The sequence below is a fragment of the Arthrobacter sp. PAMC25564 genome (assembly GCF_004798705.1).
GTDB lineage: Bacteria > Actinomycetota > Actinomycetes > Actinomycetales > Micrococcaceae > Arthrobacter.
Genome location: NZ_CP039290.1, coordinates 2,194,630 through 2,211,152 on the forward strand (window position 1 = coordinate 2,194,630; position 16,523 = coordinate 2,211,152).

Sequence of the window (16,523 nt, forward strand, 5' to 3'; positions counted from 1 at the left end):
GGCCTATCTGCCCGGAGTTTCCCACATAGCGCGCTGACGCCCTGTGCCGGTCCGCTGCACAGCCGCAGGCTGGTCTCATGAGAGCTAAGGACGTACTGGGCCGGCGGGGGGAAGAATTCGCCGCCGATTACCTCGAAGCCCAGGGCATGCGGATCATGGACCGCAACTGGCGTTGCCGGGAGGGCGAAATAGACATCGTCGCGTTCGACGGCGATGCGCTGGTCATCGCGGAAGTGAAGACCCGGAAGTCCCTCGAGTACGGGCATCCCTTCGAGGCCGTGGGCGTGGAGAAACTGGCCAGGCTCCACCGCCTTGCGTCCGCTTGGTGCCGCGAGCATGAACGGCGGCCGCCGCAGCGCCGGGTGGACGTGATTGCCGTGCTCGACGACGGCATCGGAGAACCGGCCCTTGAACACCTCAAGGGTGTGGGCTAGGTGGCGTTAGGCCGGACCTACTGCGTGGCCCTCGTCGGGCTCAACGGGTACATCGTCGAGGTTGAGGCGGACATCGGCCAGACGTTGCCCGCGTTCGTGATCCTGGGCCTGCCGGACGCCTCGCTCAATGAGGCTAAGGAACGGATCCGCTCCGCCGCGCAGAACTCGGGCATCCCGCTCAGCCGCAGGAAGATCACGGCCAATCTCATTCCCGCATCGCTGCCCAAACGCGGCTCCGGGTTCGACCTCGCGATCGCCATGGCTGCCCTGCTGGCCTCGAATGACATCCGATCCACCGGGCGGGCGGTCTTCATCTCCGAGTTGGGCCTCGACGGCCGGCTGCGGCCGGTGCGCGGCATCCTCCCGGCGGTCATGGCGGCCGTCCGCTCCGGCTACCCGGATGTGGTGGTGGCCCGGGCCAACGCCGCAGAGGCCGGTCTTGTGCCCGGCGCCCGGGTCCAGGGCTACACGACGCTGGCCCGGCTGGCATTCGACTTCGGCGCCGATCCACAGGATCTGGCGCTGGACTTTGAACCCGGACCGGACGAGGCGGACGGTGCCGGGGACACCGGTGCCGTCCCGCTCCAGGTGCCGGACATGTGCGACGTCGCCGGCCAGGCCGATGCCAGGCGTGCCCTGGAAGTTGCGGCCGCCGGCGCCCATCACCTCCTGATGACGGGTCCGCCGGGAGCGGGCAAGACGATGCTGGCCGAACGTCTCCCGGGCCTCCTTCCGGATCTGGGCGACACGGAGGCCATGGAAGTGACCGCCATCCATTCGCTGTGTTCCCTGCCATCGGCTTCCGTGCAATTGCTCAGGAGGCCGCCCTACGAAAACCCTCATCACACCGCCACGTCGGCCGCCATCATCGGCGGCGGATCAGGGCTCCCGCGGCCGGGTGCGGCGTCCCGGGCACACCGCGGCGTGCTGTTCCTTGACGAGGCGCCGGAATATGAGCGCCGCGTCCTCGACGCCCTCCGGCAGCCGCTCGAAAGCGGGGAGCTGGTGATTCACCGCTCCGCCGGGACAGCTGCCTATCCGGCCCGTTTCCAGCTGGTCCTCGCAGCTAACCCATGCCCCTGCGGAAAGGCCTCGGGCAAGGGTCTGGACTGCAGCTGCACACCGACCATGCGGCGCCGCTATCTGGCACGGATGTCCGGTCCGTTGCTGGACCGGGTCGACATCCAGCTGGAGATTGAGCGGGTCTCGTTGGCAGACTTCGGCCAGACAGGCGGGGAGGAGGACACCGCAGCGATCGCGGAACGCGTCCGGGCGGCCCGGGACCGCCAGCTGGAAAGGCTGCTGCCATTCGGCCTGGAGACCAATTCACAGGTGCCCGGGCGGGTGCTCAGGGGCGCGCTGCGCCTTGCCCCGCCAACGACAAGGATCCTGGACCACGCCCTGGAGCGCGGCGTACTCACAGCCCGCGGCTACGACCGCGTATTACGCCTGGCATGGACTTTGGCGGATTTGTCCCGCCGGGATACTCCGCACGCGGACGACATCGGGCAGGCACTCAGCCTCCGGCAAGCGGCCACATCCGCCGCGTGAGCGCCAGGCCACGGCAGCCCCGCCAAACCACCGGCTATCAGCCACGCGAAAGGACACACCATGAGTGATGACGAAAGGACCGCCCGGGCTGCACTGTCCCGCCTGTTCGAGCCTCAGGATGCCGCCGGGCTGGCACTCGTGCAGCTCACGGGAGCCGACGATGCCCTGAGGATAGCCACCGGCCGGCTCGCCGCCGGCCCAGGCCTGGAACAGGAGATTTCCCGGCTGCTGGCAGATGCCGGCTCCGGCGGCGGCTGGGCAGGCCTGGGTGAGGCCTTGAAACGCTGGGCACCGCGGGTTCCGGATCTGGCGCCGGCACGGGACCTCGCAACGCTGGCCCGGCTCGGAGGCCGCATGATCATCCCCGCTGATGAACTCTGGCCCCGGCAATTGGCGGACCTCGGTCTGCAGGAGCCCCTGTGCCTCTGGTGGCGCGGAGTCGAGCAGGAACTGCCCCCGGCCGCGAAATCTATCGCCCTGGTGGGCTCCCGTGACAGCACTGCCTACGGATCTTCCGTGACGGGCGATCTTGCCTACTCGCTGGCGCAGCGCGGCTTCACCATCGTCTCGGGCGGCGCCTACGGGATCGACGCCCACGCCCACCGGGCCGCCCTCGCAGGGAGCGCCGGAGGGGTGCCGACGATCGCGGTCATGGCCGGGGGAGTGGACCGGTTCTACCCGTCCGGGAATGAGGATCTGCTCAGGGCCGTGGCGAACCAGGGAGCCGTCCTGGCGGAAGTCCCGCCTGGCTCCGCGCCCACGCGCTACCGGTTCCTGCAGCGGAACCGCCTGATTGCTGTGCTGGCTTCGGTGACAGTCGTCGTCGAGGCACGGTGGCGGTCCGGTGCCCTCAATACGGCGCACCATGCCGAAAGCCTGGGCCGGGCCGTCGGTGCAGTCCCGGGATCGGTCCACAGTGCCAATTCCGCCGGCTGCCACCGGCTGCTGCGGGAAGGCGGGGCGGTCTGTGTCACCGATGCGGGGGAGATTGCGGAGCTGGCTTCGCCCAGTGGCCAATCGTTGCCCCAGGACAAGAGGGGCAGGGTGGAGGACCACGACGGCCTGACCCTTGAGGACCTGATCCTGCTGGATGCTCTTCCCTTGCGGACCACGAGTTCGGTCGAAAAGCTGACGGCCGTTGCGGGGCTCAGCCCGGAGTCCGTCCGAGCCGGGCTGGGCAGGCTCGGGCTGCTCGGCCTGGCCGAGTCGCATCGGGGAGGCTGGAAACGCGCCGGAAAGGCGGGCTGAATCCATGCCGCCGGACCCCGGCCAGGCGGCAGTCTGACGGCTCGCCGTCCCGCTCCTTGATTGCCGGGCGAATACTGCGAGAGTAGGAGGGTGTCTACACAGCAACTCCCGGCCGTCCTGGCCGCGGCAGCCCAGAGGTTCGGCCGCTATCTGGAGATGGAGCGGGGGCGCTCGGCCCACACTGTCCGGGCCTACCTTTCGGACGTTGGAAGCCTCCTGGCCCACGCGGTATCTGAAGGAGTCACGGACCTTGACGGCTTGGACCTCGGCACGCTGCGGCGCTGGCTCGGGTCCCAGAGCGAATCGGGCATGTCCCGTGCCACCCTGGCCCGCCGCTCCGCCACCGCCCGGGCGTTCACGGCCTGGGCGGTCCGTGAGGACCTGATCGACGCGGACCCGGCCCTGCGGCTGAGGGCCCCGAAGCGGGAGAAATCCCTGCCCGGAGTGCTGCATCAGCAGCAGGTGCTGCGGCTTGTCGAGGGGGCGGAATCCGCCGCGTCCGGGGGAGAACCGTTGGCCCTCCGCAACCGGGCCATGGTGGAACTGCTCTACGCCACCGGCATCCGGGTCGGCGAGCTGGCAGGCATGGACGTGGACGATCTCGACCCGGACCGCAGGACCCTGCGCGTGCTCGGCAAGGGCAACAAGGAACGGACGGTGCCCTACGGCGTGCCGGCCGCCCTCGCCGTCGACGACTGGCTCCGCCGCGGCCGCCCGGCGCTGGCTGCCGGTACCAGCGGGGCCGCCCTGTTCCTGGGCGCCCGCGGCAACCGCGTCGATCAGCGCCAGGTGCGAAGCGTGGTCAAGGTGATGCTGGAGGGGTTGGGCGACACCGCCGCCACCGGGCCCCACGCCTTGCGGCACTCGGCAGCGACCCACCTGCTCGACGGCGGGGCGGACCTCCGTGCAGTGCAGGAAATCCTGGGCCACAGCAGCCTGGCGACCACCCAGATCTACACCCACGTCTCCGTCGAACGGCTCCGCCAGAGCTACCAGCAGGCGCACCCGCGGGCCTGATTCCGGACCTGGATGGGGCGCTTCGAGTCCCTTTTGTTACCCCGCACGGCGCGCCGGAAAAGACGCGCCGAATTCCACTGGCGCAATTAGAAGGGGTACGGCAGAATGGGACTCACGACCGGTAAGTTTCAAGTTGTGCTTGAAGCTAGAGCGCTTCACGCCTCAGCTCGAAACCCGGCCGTATCAACTTAATAGTCTGGCAGGGACCACCGGCACCGATTCGGATCCGAGCAACAGACAGACATCCAGGCAGAGGTCGTTGGGGAAGACGTACCTATAGCTATGGAGGATGGAATGTCTGTTGCACTGACCCGCGGTGTCTTGTTTGTTCACTCGGCCCCGACTGCCTTGTGCCCCCACGTCGAGTGGGCCATAGGGTCGGTCGTGGACAAGCGGACGGATTTGGAGTGGACCGCTCAGCCAGCCGCGCCCGGAATGTTCCGGGCCGAGCTTTCGTGGACCGGAACCCCGGGCACGGGGGCCCAATTGGCGTCCGCGCTCCGCGGCTGGGCGCACCTGCGCTACGAAGTCACGGAAGAGCCCAGCCAGGGCGTCGATGGCGGCCGCTGGTCCCACACGCCTGAACTCGGCATCTTCCACGCGGTCACGGACGTCCACGGCAACATCATGGTCTCCGAGGACCGTATCCGCTACGCCTACGAATCCGGCGCCGGCGACCCCTCCGCGGTCTACCACGAACTCTCCCTGGCCCTCGGCGAAGCCTGGGACGAGGAACTCGAGCCCTTCCGGCACGCAGCCGAAGGCGCTCCCGTCCGCTGGCTCCACCAGGTCGGCTAAGAGGGTGCTGAACAATTTGCGTCGGTAATCTCGAAGGTTTAAGGCGTGCCTGCTGGACTTGCCGGCCCGGTGGTTAAGACTGGTCTTATGCAAGGACGTGAGCGGGAACAGCGGACGCTGTTGGACGTGGAGGCGCTGGCCGGGGAGCTGTTGGCCCCGGGCAGCGTTTTCGCGTTCCTGGCCGAACACCGGGGACGGTTGTTCCCTGATTCGATGATGGAGGACCTGTTCGGGTCGAAGCGGGGCAGGCCCTCGGTGCCGGCGCCGGTGATCGGCTCGGTGCTGGTGCTGCAGGCCCTGCAGGGGCTTTCGGACCGGGAGACCGCCGAGGCGTTGACGTATGACCTGCGGTGGAAGGCGGCCTGCGGGTACGCGCTGACGGATACCGCGTTCCACCCGACCACGCTCGTGTACTGGCGCAAGCGCCTGGCGGCAAGCGCGAACCCGCACCGGATCATGGACGCGGTCACCGAAGTCGTCACCGCCACCGGGATCCTCAAGGGCCGCAACCGCAGGGCACTTGACTCGACGGTCCTGGATGACGCGGTCGCACGGCAGGACACCGTCACGCAGCTGATCGCCGCCGTGCGCCGCTTCGGCCGCGATGTGCCCGGCGGCAAGGACCTGATCGCGGCCCACGCCACCGGGTACGACTACACCCGTGCCGGGAAACCGGACATCGCCTGGGACGACGCGCAGGCCAGGGACGAGCTGATCTCCGCCCTGGTCAACGACGCGCTGGCGCTGCTGGCGGCGGTGGACCCGCAGCAGTTCGACAAAAACCCCGGCGATCCTTCCGATGCAGGCGATCCGAAGGCCGCCGAAGCGTATGCGCTGCTGGCGCTGGTTGCCGGGCAGGACGTGGAACCGGCCGAGGACTCGGACGGCACGGACGGGCGGTGGAAGATCGCCCGGAAAACCGCCCCGGACCGGATGATCTCCATCGTGGACCCCGACGCGCGGCACGCCCACAAGACCCGCAAGGCGATGCGGGACGGATACAAGGCACACATCGTCAACGAGCCCGGGACCGGGATCGTGACTGCCGCCGCGGTAACGAAGGCCGCCGGCCCCGGTTCCTCGGATGCCGAGGCCGGGGCCGGGCTGCTGTCAGCGGACCCGACGGTGGAGGAAAACCAGCAGGTGGACGCCCTCGGTGATTCGGCCTACGGCACCGGGGACATGCTCAAGGCCCTCGCCGCGGCCGGACACCGGGCCCTGGTCAAACCCAAACCGCTGGCCGCCGCCATCGCCGGCGGATTCACGATCGATGACTTCGCCTACGACAAGGCCGCCGGGACGCTGACCTGCCCGAACGGGCTCAGCCGCAGGATCACGGCCAAGGGCCGCGTCACCTTCGGCGCCGCCTGCCGCGGGTGCCCGCTGAAAGACAGGTGCACGACCGCGGCAGGCGGCCGCAAGATCGAACTGCATCCCGACCACGAACTGATGCGCGCCCACCGCGCCGCAGCCCGGAACGAGGACTTCCAGTCCGACTACAAACAGCACCGGCCCATGGTCGAACGCTCCATCGCGTGGCTCACCGCCGGGAACAACCGGCGCCTGCGCTACCTCGGCGTGGCGAAAAACGATGCCTGGTTCCGGCTCCGGGCCGGCGCGGTGAACCTCAAACGCCTCCTCAGCCTCGGGCTGACCGTCCGGGAGGGCGCCTGGGCCATCGCATAGCCCCGGGGCGCCAGCCGCGCCCTCCGGGCACCGCCGGCGAAGGCACCCACGCCCCCGCCGCCGATACTCCAAACGGGCCGGCGACCGGAAAACGCCCGTCCCGCCCGAACCCCCGAAACGACGAAGGGGCCGCCCCGGACGCCCAGACACCGAACCGGCCCCTCAAACAGCCATTAGTTCAGCGCGCTCCTAAGCGTCCGCCCGGGCCCACCGGGTCCGGGCGGCAGGCAGTACCTTCCATAGCAACTTCACCGTTACGCCCAATGACAGATGGCGGCAATGTTCACAGGAACATCGCCGCCATCTGTCATCCCGGTGCGGGGGAGCGCCTCAGAGGCTGAAGCGTGGAACTAGATGCTCCGCACCGCGATGACGGCGTTGTGGCCGCCGAAGCCGAAGGAGTTGCTCAGCGCCACGATGCTGCCGCCGGGCAGATCGCGGGCCGTCGTGACGACGTCGAGCGGGATCTCGGGATCCTGGTTCTCCAGGTTGATGGTCACCGGGGCCTTGCGCTCATACACGGCGAGCACGGTGAGCACGGCTTCCACCGCGCCGGACGCGCCCAGCAGGTGGCCCATCTGGGACTTGGTGGCGGAGACGGCCACGCTGTCCACGTGGTTGCCGAGGGCGGCCTTGAGCGCCGCGTACTCGGGCCTGTCACCCACCGGGGTGGAAGTGGCGTGCGCGTTGACGTGCACGACGTCCTCGGCCTGGATGCGGCCGTCGAACATGGCAGCCTTGAGCGCCCGGGTGGCCCCCAGTCCCTCAGGATCCGGGGCCGTGATGTGGTATGCGTCGGCCGTGACCGAGGTGCCGGCCAGCTCCGCGTAGATCCGGGCGCCGCGCGCCAAGGCGTGTTCTTCGGCTTCGAGCACCAGGGCACCGGCGCCTTCACCCATAACGAAGCCGTCGCGGTCGCGGTCGTAGGGCCGTGACGCGTGTTCGGGGTCGTCGTTCCGGCGTGAAAGTGCCTGCATGGCGGCAAACGCGGCGATCGGCATCGGGTGGATGGCAGCTTCCGCGCCGCCGCAGACAACGACGTCGGCCTTGCCGGAGCGGATCAGGTCCAGGCCCATGTGGACGGCCTCGGTGCCAGAGGCGCAGGCGGAGACGGGGGTGTGGGCGCCGGCGCGGGCGCCGAGATCAAGGCTGACCGCAGCGGCGGGGCCATTGGGCATCAGCATGGGCACGGTCATGGGCAGGACACGGCGGGGGCCTTTTTCGCGCAGCGTGTCCCACGCGTCCAGGAGGGTCCAGACGCCGCCGATGCCGGTGGCGAAGGCTACGGCGAGCCGGTCATGGTCTACCTCGGTGATGCCGGAATCGGCCCAGGCTTCGCGGGAGGCGACGACGGCGAACTGGGTGGACGGGTCCATGCGCTTGGCTTCCACCCGGCTCAGGACCTCAGTCGCGGGGGTGGTGGCGCGGGCGGCGAAATGGACGGGCAGCTCGTACTTGGCCACCCAGTCGTCCTCAAGCGTGTGCGCGCCGGAGACGCCCTTCAGCGCGTTCTTCCACATCGTGGGGACATCGCCGCCAATGGGCGTGGTGGCACCCAAACCGGTAATGACTACTTTGCGTGCCATGGGATCACTCTCTGTCGGTGCGCCTGCCGTGTCCGGAACCGGGAACCGGATTGCCGGGGGCCTGCGTGGGGAAAACTCTTCGGTTTTGCGAACTGGGTCGCGCAAACTCTGGTGATGCTGGAAGTGGCCCGGTCCGGGGCGCTGTGCAGCGCCCCGGACCGGCCACCGGGTTCAGCCGTTGCCGGCCGGAGCCACGAAAGCCTGGATCAGGCCTGGGCGTTGGCGATGAAGCTGACGGCGTCGCCGACGGTCTTGAGGTTCTTGACCTCTTCGTCCGGGATGCGCACGCCGAATTTCTCTTCAGCGTTGACCACGATCGTCATCATCGAGATGGAGTCGATGTCCAGATCCTCGGTGAAGGACTTGTCCAGCTCGACGGCTTCGGTGGCGAGGCCGGTCTCTTCGTTGACGATTTCAGCCAGGCCGGCCAGGATCTCTTCGTTGCTAGCCATTGATGGCTCCTTTTCTTGTTATTGCCATCGGCGGCCGGTGGAATGCCGGCAGTCTCGGGCGGAAATGATTCAAACCGAGGGTTCGGCTTGGTGTGGGAATGCGTGCTGGTTAGAACGTATTCAGTTCGGGGGAAAGCGTTGGGTGCTACGGGAGCACGATCACCTGGGCGCCGAAGACCAGTCCGGCTCCGAAGCCGATCTGCAGTGCCAGACCGCCGCTCAGCTCCGGGTTTTCCTGGAGCAGGCGGTGGGTGGCCAGCGGGATCGAGGCGGCCGAGGTGTTGCCGGCGTCGGCGATGTCCCGGGCAACCTTGACCGTGGCCGGAAGCTTCAGCTTCTTGACCATCTCGTCGATGATGCGCATGTTGGCCTGGTGCGGAACGAAGGCGGCGAGATCGTCCGCCGTGATGCCGGCAACGTCCAGCGCCTGCTGCGCCACCTTGGCCATCTCCCAGACCGCCCAGCGGAACACCGACTGGCCGTCCTGGCGCAGGGCGGGCCACAGTGACGCGTCGGTCACGGCGGCTTCCTCGTCGCTGATGGCGCTGCCGTGCTTGCCCGTCGTCGCGAGTTCACGGAGGTCCAGCATCGAGTGGGTCATGCCGATCGTGTCCCACTTGCTGCCGTCCGAGCCCCACACCGAGGGGCCGATACCGGGGGTTTCGGAGGGGCCGATAACCACGGCGCCGGCGCCGTCGCCGAGCAGGAAGGAGATGGTGCGTTCGGTGTTGTCGATGACGTCGGAGAGCTTCTCGGCGCCGACGACCAGGACGTAGTCGGCCGCACCGGAGCGCACCAGCGCGTCGGCCTGGGCGATGCCGTAGCAGTAGCCCGCGCAGGCGGCGGAGATGTCGAAGGCCGGGGCCGGCGTCGCGCCGATGCGGTCAGCGAGGCTGGCGGCGGCGGACGGCGTCGCGTAAGGGTGCGTCACGGTGGAGACGATCACAGCGCCGAGCTGGGATGCTTCGATGCCGGCCTTCGCGAGCGCTTCGCGGGCGGCGCCTTCGGCCATGTCGATCACGCTGACGTCGGCGGGGGCGCGGTGCCGGGTGATGATGCCCGTGCGCTGGCGGATCCACTCATCCGAGGAATCGATCCACTGGCAGACGTCCTCGTTGGTGACGATCACGCTGGGCCGGTAAGCCCCGACTCCCATGATGCGGGTGTTCTCGTGCAGGGGCGCCTGCTTCAGGGTAGGAACGCTCATGCCTGTCCTTCCAGTTCTGCGAATAGGGCCAGGGCGGCGGACAGGTCGTCCGGGGTCTTGACGGTGACGGTCTTGACGCCGGGCATGCCGCGTTTGGCCAGTCCGGCCAGGGTGCCGGCCGGGACGAGCTCAATCACGCCGGTCACGCCGCGCCGCACAAGGGTCTCCATGCAGAGATCCCAGCGGACCGGGCGGGAGACCTGGGCGATCAGGCTCTCGACGGCGGCGCCGCCGTCGGTGACTTCCGCGCCGTCGAAGTTGGACAGCAGGGGAACCTGGGGGTTCCGCGGGTGGAGCGCGGGCCGGAGGGCCCGCAGGGCTGCAACCGCGGGGGACATGTGCGAGGTGTGGAAGGCCCCGGCAACCTTGAGCGGGATCACCCGGGCCTTGGCCGGCGGCTTGTCCGCGAGGGCCTTGAGCTGGTCCAGGGTTCCCGCGGCGACCGTCTGTCCGGCGCCGTTGACGTTGGCTGCCGTGGCGCCGCAGGCGGCAATGGCTGCCAGTACCTCGGCCGGGTCTCCTCCGACGACGGCGCTCATGCCGGTGGGGGTGGCTGCCGCGGCGGCGGCCATGCTGTTGGCCCGTTCGCGGACGAACGTCATGGCTTCGGTTTCGGTCAGGACCCCGGCCAGGGCCGAGGCCGTGATCTCGCCGACGGAGTGGCCGGCCAGGATCACCGGTAGCGTGCCGAGTTCGACGTCGAACAGGGACGCTGCGGCCACCAGGCCGGCGGCGACGATCAGGGGCTGCGCAACGGCGGTGTCCTTGATGGTCTCCTCATCGGAGGTGGTGCCGTGGACGGCGAGGTCGATACCTGCTATCTCGCTCAGGGAGGCCAAATGGCCTGCGACGGGAGGCAGTTCTAGCCACGGGGCCAGAAAGCCAGGGGTCTGGGAGCCCTGTCCAGGGCAAACGATTGCAAGCACGTATCCAGCTTTCCAAATTACCGCGTGATTATCGGTGCATTCATGCACCAAGCTCACTGGGTCAGTTTGTAGGAAGTCTACAACTGATTAGGCGTTGTTACGGGACGGTTGGCGTTCGGCAACGGGCTTCAGCGGGGCGGAAAGCCGGCCCACGACAAGCGCGGTCTGGAGCACGAAGGCCTCCCGGGGAAGGAGCGGATCCCAGCCTGTGACGTCGCAGACACGCTTGAGCCGGTAGCGCACGGTGTTAGCGTGGACGAAGAGTTCCCGGGCCGTCGCCTCAAGGGAATGCCCCAGTTCCAGGTAGGTGCCCAGGGTCTCCACGAGCCCGTTGGACGCTGCCAGCAGGGGCCGGTAGATGTTCTTGACGAGGGAGCGGCGGGCGGCGTCATCGCCGGAGATCACCCGCTCGGGCAGCAGGTCATCCGCGGCAACCGGACGCGGCGCAGAGGGCCAGGCGCGGGCCGCCGTGAGTCCGGCGAAGGCGGACTGGGCGGAGCCGCTGGCCTCGAGCAGCGAGCCCGCCTCGGCGCCGTAGACCACGGGCCCGGGGGCGAAGAGTTCGCTGAGCTTCAGGTAGGCCGTCTCGTGGTCCTTGACCCCGCCCAGGATGAGGATGAGCCTGTCGCCCTGGATGCCCACGAGGGCGTCCTCGGCGAAGCGGCTGGCCGTGCGGCGCAGTTCGCTGACGTAGCTGGCGCTGGGTTCGGACGGGGAATTTCCCACCATGACGGTGAAGCGCTCCTGCGCTTTCCAGCCCAGGGCGGCGATCCGGGACCGCAGCGCGTCAGTGTTTTCGCCGCGCAGGATGGCATCGACAATGAGCGCTTCCAGCCGGGTGTCCCAGGAGCCGCGGGACTCGGCGGCCCGGGCATAGACGTCGGCGGCGGCGAAGGCGACTTCCCTCGAGTAGCGCAGCACGGCCTCGCGCAGGGCCGACTGGTCCGCCTCCGGGGCGATCACCGGCACCTGGTCCTCGACGACTTCCACGACGATCCGGATGAGCTGGAGGGCTTTCTGCAGGCTGATGGAGCGGGTGAGCTCGGTCGGCGCGGTGCCGAAGACATCGGAGAGGATCCACGACGGCGAGCTGGGGCGCTCGTACCAGGTGACGAAGGCCGCGATGCCGTTCTGGGCCACCATGCCCAGGGCAGAGCGTTCATCGGAGTTGAGCCGGCTGTACCAGGGCAGTGACTTCTCGAGCTGGCGCAGCGTCGTGGTGGACAACTGGCCCACGCTGCCCCTGAGCTTCTTGAGGGTTTCGGCTTTCTCCGGAGTCATCGCCCTCGAGCTTGGCTTGCGTTTTGCGGGAGTGGTGATCGGCTCTGCCATGCATCGAGCATACGGTGCCCGCCGCCCAAGCTCCATTTGTGCGAAGGCTACAACGCGCCATGCGCTGAATCACAGTGCTGGATCACCGTCCGGGCCACAGGCCTAAAAGGCGACGGCGGCTCCCCACCAACCGGAGGGAGCCGCCGTCGTACCGTGCCTGGCCTGGAGACCCGGTCTAGGAGTCGCCGCCCGCGTTGCCGGTGGTGCCGGCGTTGACGTTGTGCAGCTTGTACTTCTCGATCGCCTGGGCCGGAGCCTGGGCATCCACCTCGCCCCGGCGGGCCAGCATCTGCAGCGAACGGACCACGATCGAGTGGATGTCGTTCTTGAAGAAGCGGCGCGCGGCGGCGCGGGTGTCCGAGAAGCCGAAGCCGTCCGCGCCGAGCGAGGCGAACTCGTTCGGGAGGAACTGGCGGATCTGGTCCGGCACTGCCTTCATGTAGTCGGTGACGGCCACGATCGGCCCGGTGGCGCCGGCGAGCTGTTCGGTGACGAACGGGACGCGGGCGGGCCGGCCCGGGTTGAGGAAGGCTTCTTCCTCGGCGGCCATGGCATCACGGCGCAGTTCGGTCCAGGACGTCACGGACCAGACGTCGGCGGAGACGCCCCAGTCCTCGGCGAGGAGCCTCTGGGCTTCGAGGGCCCAGGGGACGGACACACCGGAGGCGAGGATCTGCGTGCGCGGGCCGTCAATCTTGGCCGGCGCGAGCAGGTAAATGCCCTTGGTGATGCCCTCGACGTCGAGGTCCGCGGGGGCGGGCGGCTGGATGATCGGCTCGTTGTAGACCGTGATGTAGTACATCAGGTTCCGGTCCGTGTCTGTTCCGGCGGCGGAGTCGGTGCCGGGACCGTACATGCGGTTGAGGCCGTCGCGGACAATCACGCCGATCTCGTAGCCGTAGGCCGGGTCGTAGGAGACGACCGCCGGGTTGGTGGAGGCCAGGATGGGGGAGTGCCCGTCGGCGTGCTGCAGGCCCTCACCGGTCAGCGTGGTCCGGCCCGCGGTGGCACCGATGATGAACCCGCGGGTCATCTGGTCTGCCGCGGCCCAGAAGGAATCACCCGTGCGCTGGAAGCCGAACATCGAGTAGAAGACGTAGATCGGGATCAGCGGCTCGCCGTGGGTGGCGTAGGAGGTTCCGGCGGCGGTGAACGCCGCGACGGAACCGGCCTCGTTGATGCCGGCGTGCACGATCTGCCCGGAGATGGACTCCTTGTAGGCCAGGACGAGCTCACGGTCCACGGAGAGGTAGTTCTGGCCGTTCGGGTTGTAGATCTTCGCGGTCGGGAAGAACGCGTCCATCCCGAAGGTGCGGGCCTCGTCCGGAATGATCGGCACGATGCGCTTGCCGAACTCCTTGTCCCGCATGAGGTCCTTGAGCAGGCGGACGAACGCCATCGTGGTGGCGGCGTGCTGCTTGCCCGAGCCGCGGTTGGCGACCTCGTAGACCTTCTCCTCCGGGAGCGTGATCTCGGTGTGCTTGTGCCGGCGCTCGGGGACGAAGCCACCGAGCTCGCGGCGGCGCTCCATCAGGTACTGGATCTCCGGGGCATCCATGCCGGGGTGGTAGTACGGCGGCCGGTACAGGTCCGCTTCGAGCTGCTCGTCCGTGATCGGGATGCGCAGGTGGTCGCGGAAAGCCTTCAGGTCCGCCAGGGTGAGCTTCTTCATCTGGTGCGTGGCGTTGCGGCCCTCGAAGTGGGTGCCCAGGCCGTAGCCCTTGACCGTGTGCGCCAGGATGACCGTCGGCTTGCCCTTGAACTCGGTGGCGGCCTTGTACGCGGCGTAGACCTTGTTGTAGTCGTGGCCGCCGCGCTTGAGGTTCCAGATCTGGTCGTCGGTGAGGTCCTGGACCATTTCCTTGGTCTGCGGGGTCTGGCCGAAGAAGTGTTCGCGGACGAACGCGCCGGACTCTGCCTTGTACGTCTGGTAGTCACCGTCGACGGTCTCGTTCATGATTTTCACGAGCGAGCCGTCCTCGTCCTTGTCCAGGAGGGCGTCCCACTCGCGGCCCCAGACCACCTTGATGACGTTCCAGCCGGCACCGCGGAAGAAGGCTTCGAGTTCCTGCATGATCTTGCCGTTGCCGCGGACCGGTCCGTCGAGGCGCTGGAGGTTGCAGTTGATGACGAAGTTGAGGTTGTCGAGCTTGTCGTTGGCCGCGAGCTGGAGCAGGCCGCGGGATTCCGGCTCGTCCATTTCGCCGTCGCCCAGGAACGCCCAGACCTGCTGGTCGGAAGTGTCCTTGATGCCGCGGTTCTCCAGGTACCGGTTGGACTGCGCCTGGTAAATGGCGTTCATCGGGCCGATGCCCATCGAAACGGTGGGGAATTCCCAGAAGTCCGGCATCAGCCGCGGGTGCGGGTAGGAGGACAGGGCGTGCCCGGCCTTGGATTTCTCCTGCCGGAAACCGTCGAGGTCCTCTTCGGTCAGCCGGCCCTCCATAAAGGCGCGGGCGTACATGCCGGGGGAGGCGTGGCCCTGGAAGAAGACCTGGTCACCGCCACCCGGGTGGTCCTTGCCGCGGAAGAAGTGGTTGAAGCCGACCTCGTACAGGGTCGCGGCGCCTGCGTAGGTGGAGATATGCCCGCCGACGCCGATATCGGCCCGCTGGGCGCGGTGCACCATGATCGCGGCGTTCCAGCGCAGCCAGGCGCGGTACTTCCGTTCGATCTCCTCATCGCCCGGAAACGGAGCTTCCTGGTCCACGGGAATCGTGTTGACGTAGTCCGTGGTGGTCACCATCGGAACCCCGACGCTTTGCGCACCCGCCCGCTGGAGCAGGCTGCGCATAATGTACTGGGCACGTTCCGTGCCCTGTTCCTGAATCAGGTCATCCAGGGACTCCAGCCATTCGGCGGTCTCTTCCGGATCACGATCAGGCAGCTGGTTTGTCAACCCGCTGAGGATATGGGAGGTATCTCCTGCAGCCACGTCCAACCTCTCTTTGAGCGCATTCATCGGCACCCTCAGCTCCGGCAGGGTAACTGCCGTGCGTGAACGCGACGTGTGCGACATATCGGTTACAACAGCCCGGTCATGTGTGCCGGGCAAGGTCCAATCACAACTGTGCCTGCCTGTATCAGCGGGGCGGTTGCCCTCGCGGGCGCAGTCGTCATCAGCCACTCTAGCTGTGACGGCTCGGGGATGCGTAGCCGTCGCGTGGGGGCCCTGTCGCATTTGACGGGCATACTGGTTGTGTGACGAAGTTCCTCCCGGCGGACACCGGATCGCCCCGTGTGACGCAGAATATGGCGGATCGCGGTGCCAACAGCTTGAAGCGCAGGCTCAAAGGGTGTTGGCTTGGAGTAATGGAAATCACTGGAGACATTGAAATCACTAAGCATAGGAGCAACACGTGAGCGAGGCCGACGCCGCCACTTCGGTAAATGTGGCGGAGAAACTGGGTTTCAAAGACGGGGACCTGATTCAGGAATTCGGTTATGACGACGACGTCGACTTCGACTTGCGTGACGACATCGAAGACCTCACGGGCTCGGAACTCTTCGATGAAGACGACCACGAAGTGGTTGATGCCGTGATTCTCTGGTGGCGGTCCGACGACGGCGACCTCGTTGACACCCTGGTCGGCTCACGGACCACCTTGACCGAAGGCGGTGTCGTCTGGGTGCTGACGCCGAAGTCCGGCCGGGTGGGCTACGTGTCGCCGGCAGACATCCAGGACGCCGCTCCCACTGCGGGCCTGCACTACACCACCTCGGCGGGCGTTTCGAAGGACTGGAGCGCCACGCGCCTGGTCACCCGGAAGAACAAATGACCGGGGCAGTCGCGTCCACGGGGCAGCTTGCCCTCGGAACCGTGCCCGCCGTCGGCGAACTGGCGCCCGACTTCGAACTGGTGAACCAGTTCGGCGAACCCGTGAAGCTCTCGGAGTTCCGGGGACAAAACGTCGTCGTTGTGTTTTTCCCGTTCGCTTTTTCAGGCATCTGCACCGGTGAACTGTGCGAGATCCGGGACAACCTGGCGCTCTTCGAGGGCGCCGGCGCTGCCGTGCTGGCCGTCTCGGTGGACAGCAAGTTCACCCAGCGGGCCTACGCCGAGAAGGAAGGCTACGGCTTCGACCTGCTGGCCGACTTCTGGCCGCATGGCGCCGTCGCCGAACGCTACGGCGTGTTTGACCCGGAGAGCGGCATGGCCACGCGCGGGACGTTCATCATCGACGCGGACGGAATCGTCCGCTACATGGTGGTAAACCCCCGCGGCCAGGCCCGGGACTTTGCCGAATACCGCGCCGCACTGGCGGGACTTGGCGGGAACTGAACCC

At 67.8% G+C, this 16,523-nt stretch carries 14 protein-coding genes; 8 read left to right on the forward strand and 6 right to left on the reverse strand.

What is annotated here, in order from left to right:
- Positions 1-77 precede the first annotated feature (77 nt).
- The 6 genes from E5206_RS10185 (at position 78) to E5206_RS10210 (ending at position 6,734) form a co-directional block, all read left to right on the forward strand.
- Positions 78-434 carry a YraN family protein gene (locus E5206_RS10185; protein ID WP_136322381.1) on the forward strand — a complete coding sequence of 119 codons (357 nt, stop codon included), beginning with the start codon at positions 78-80 and terminating at the stop codon, positions 432-434.
- Entirely contained in the window at positions 435-1,985 is a 1,551-nt protein-coding gene (locus E5206_RS10190; protein ID WP_136322382.1) for a YifB family Mg chelatase-like AAA ATPase, read from the forward strand.
- Between the two features lie 60 nt (positions 1,986-2,045).
- Positions 2,046-3,233 carry a DNA-processing protein DprA gene (gene dprA, locus E5206_RS10195; RefSeq protein WP_136322383.1) on the forward strand — a complete coding sequence of 396 codons (1,188 nt, stop codon included), beginning with the start codon at positions 2,046-2,048 and terminating at the stop codon, positions 3,231-3,233.
- Between the two features lie 90 nt (positions 3,234-3,323).
- On the forward strand, positions 3,324-4,250 hold the full coding sequence (locus E5206_RS10200) for a tyrosine recombinase XerC (RefSeq protein ID WP_136322384.1): 927 nt from the start codon (positions 3,324-3,326) through the stop codon (positions 4,248-4,250).
- A gap of 294 nt (positions 4,251-4,544) precedes the next feature.
- Positions 4,545-5,048, forward strand: coding sequence for a DUF3145 domain-containing protein (locus E5206_RS10205; RefSeq protein ID WP_136322385.1), 504 nt, complete (start codon positions 4,545-4,547; stop codon positions 5,046-5,048).
- 87 nt (positions 5,049-5,135) lie between these two features.
- The gene (locus E5206_RS10210) at positions 5,136-6,734 is read left to right on the forward strand and encodes an IS1182 family transposase (protein WP_136320799.1); all 1,599 of its coding nucleotides are present in this window, start codon (positions 5,136-5,138) and stop codon (positions 6,732-6,734) included.
- Positions 6,735-7,084: 350 nt separating this feature from the next.
- On the opposite strand, the gene fabF is transcribed toward E5206_RS10210, so the two are convergent.
- From fabF to aceE, 6 genes are all read right to left on the reverse strand, one after another.
- On the reverse strand, positions 7,085-8,320 hold the full coding sequence (fabF, locus tag E5206_RS10215) for a beta-ketoacyl-ACP synthase II (RefSeq protein ID WP_136322386.1): 1,236 nt from the start codon (positions 8,318-8,320) through the stop codon (positions 7,085-7,087).
- A 206-nt stretch (positions 8,321-8,526) separates the two neighbouring features.
- Positions 8,527-8,772, reverse strand: coding sequence for an acyl carrier protein (locus E5206_RS10220; RefSeq protein ID WP_011692310.1), 246 nt, complete (start codon positions 8,770-8,772; stop codon positions 8,527-8,529).
- 145 nt (positions 8,773-8,917) lie between these two features.
- Positions 8,918-9,979, reverse strand: coding sequence for a beta-ketoacyl-ACP synthase III (locus E5206_RS10225; RefSeq protein WP_136322387.1), 1,062 nt, complete (start codon positions 9,977-9,979; stop codon positions 8,918-8,920).
- On the reverse strand, positions 9,976-10,905 hold the full coding sequence (locus tag E5206_RS10230; RefSeq protein WP_136322388.1) for an ACP S-malonyltransferase: 930 nt from the start codon (positions 10,903-10,905) through the stop codon (positions 9,976-9,978). The genes E5206_RS10225 and E5206_RS10230 overlap by 4 nt, the downstream gene beginning before the upstream one ends.
- A gap of 87 nt (positions 10,906-10,992) precedes the next feature.
- Complete coding sequence (locus E5206_RS10235; RefSeq protein ID WP_136322389.1) at positions 10,993-12,237, reverse strand: helix-turn-helix domain-containing protein; 1,245 nt, start codon at positions 12,235-12,237, stop codon at positions 10,993-10,995.
- A gap of 175 nt (positions 12,238-12,412) precedes the next feature.
- Entirely contained in the window at positions 12,413-15,199 is a 2,787-nt protein-coding gene (gene aceE / locus E5206_RS10240) for a pyruvate dehydrogenase (acetyl-transferring), homodimeric type (protein WP_205759894.1), read from the reverse strand.
- 397 nt (positions 15,200-15,596) lie between these two features.
- Between aceE and E5206_RS10245 the strand changes: the two genes are divergently transcribed.
- Both E5206_RS10245 and E5206_RS10250 read left to right on the forward strand, forming a co-directional pair.
- On the forward strand, positions 15,597-16,016 hold the full coding sequence (locus tag E5206_RS10245; RefSeq protein ID WP_136322391.1) for a DUF3052 domain-containing protein: 420 nt from the start codon (positions 15,597-15,599) through the stop codon (positions 16,014-16,016).
- Complete coding sequence (locus E5206_RS10250) at positions 16,013-16,519, forward strand: peroxiredoxin (protein ID WP_136322392.1); 507 nt, start codon at positions 16,013-16,015, stop codon at positions 16,517-16,519. The genes E5206_RS10245 and E5206_RS10250 overlap by 4 nt, the downstream gene beginning before the upstream one ends.
- The last annotated feature ends 4 nt before the right edge of the window (positions 16,520-16,523 follow it).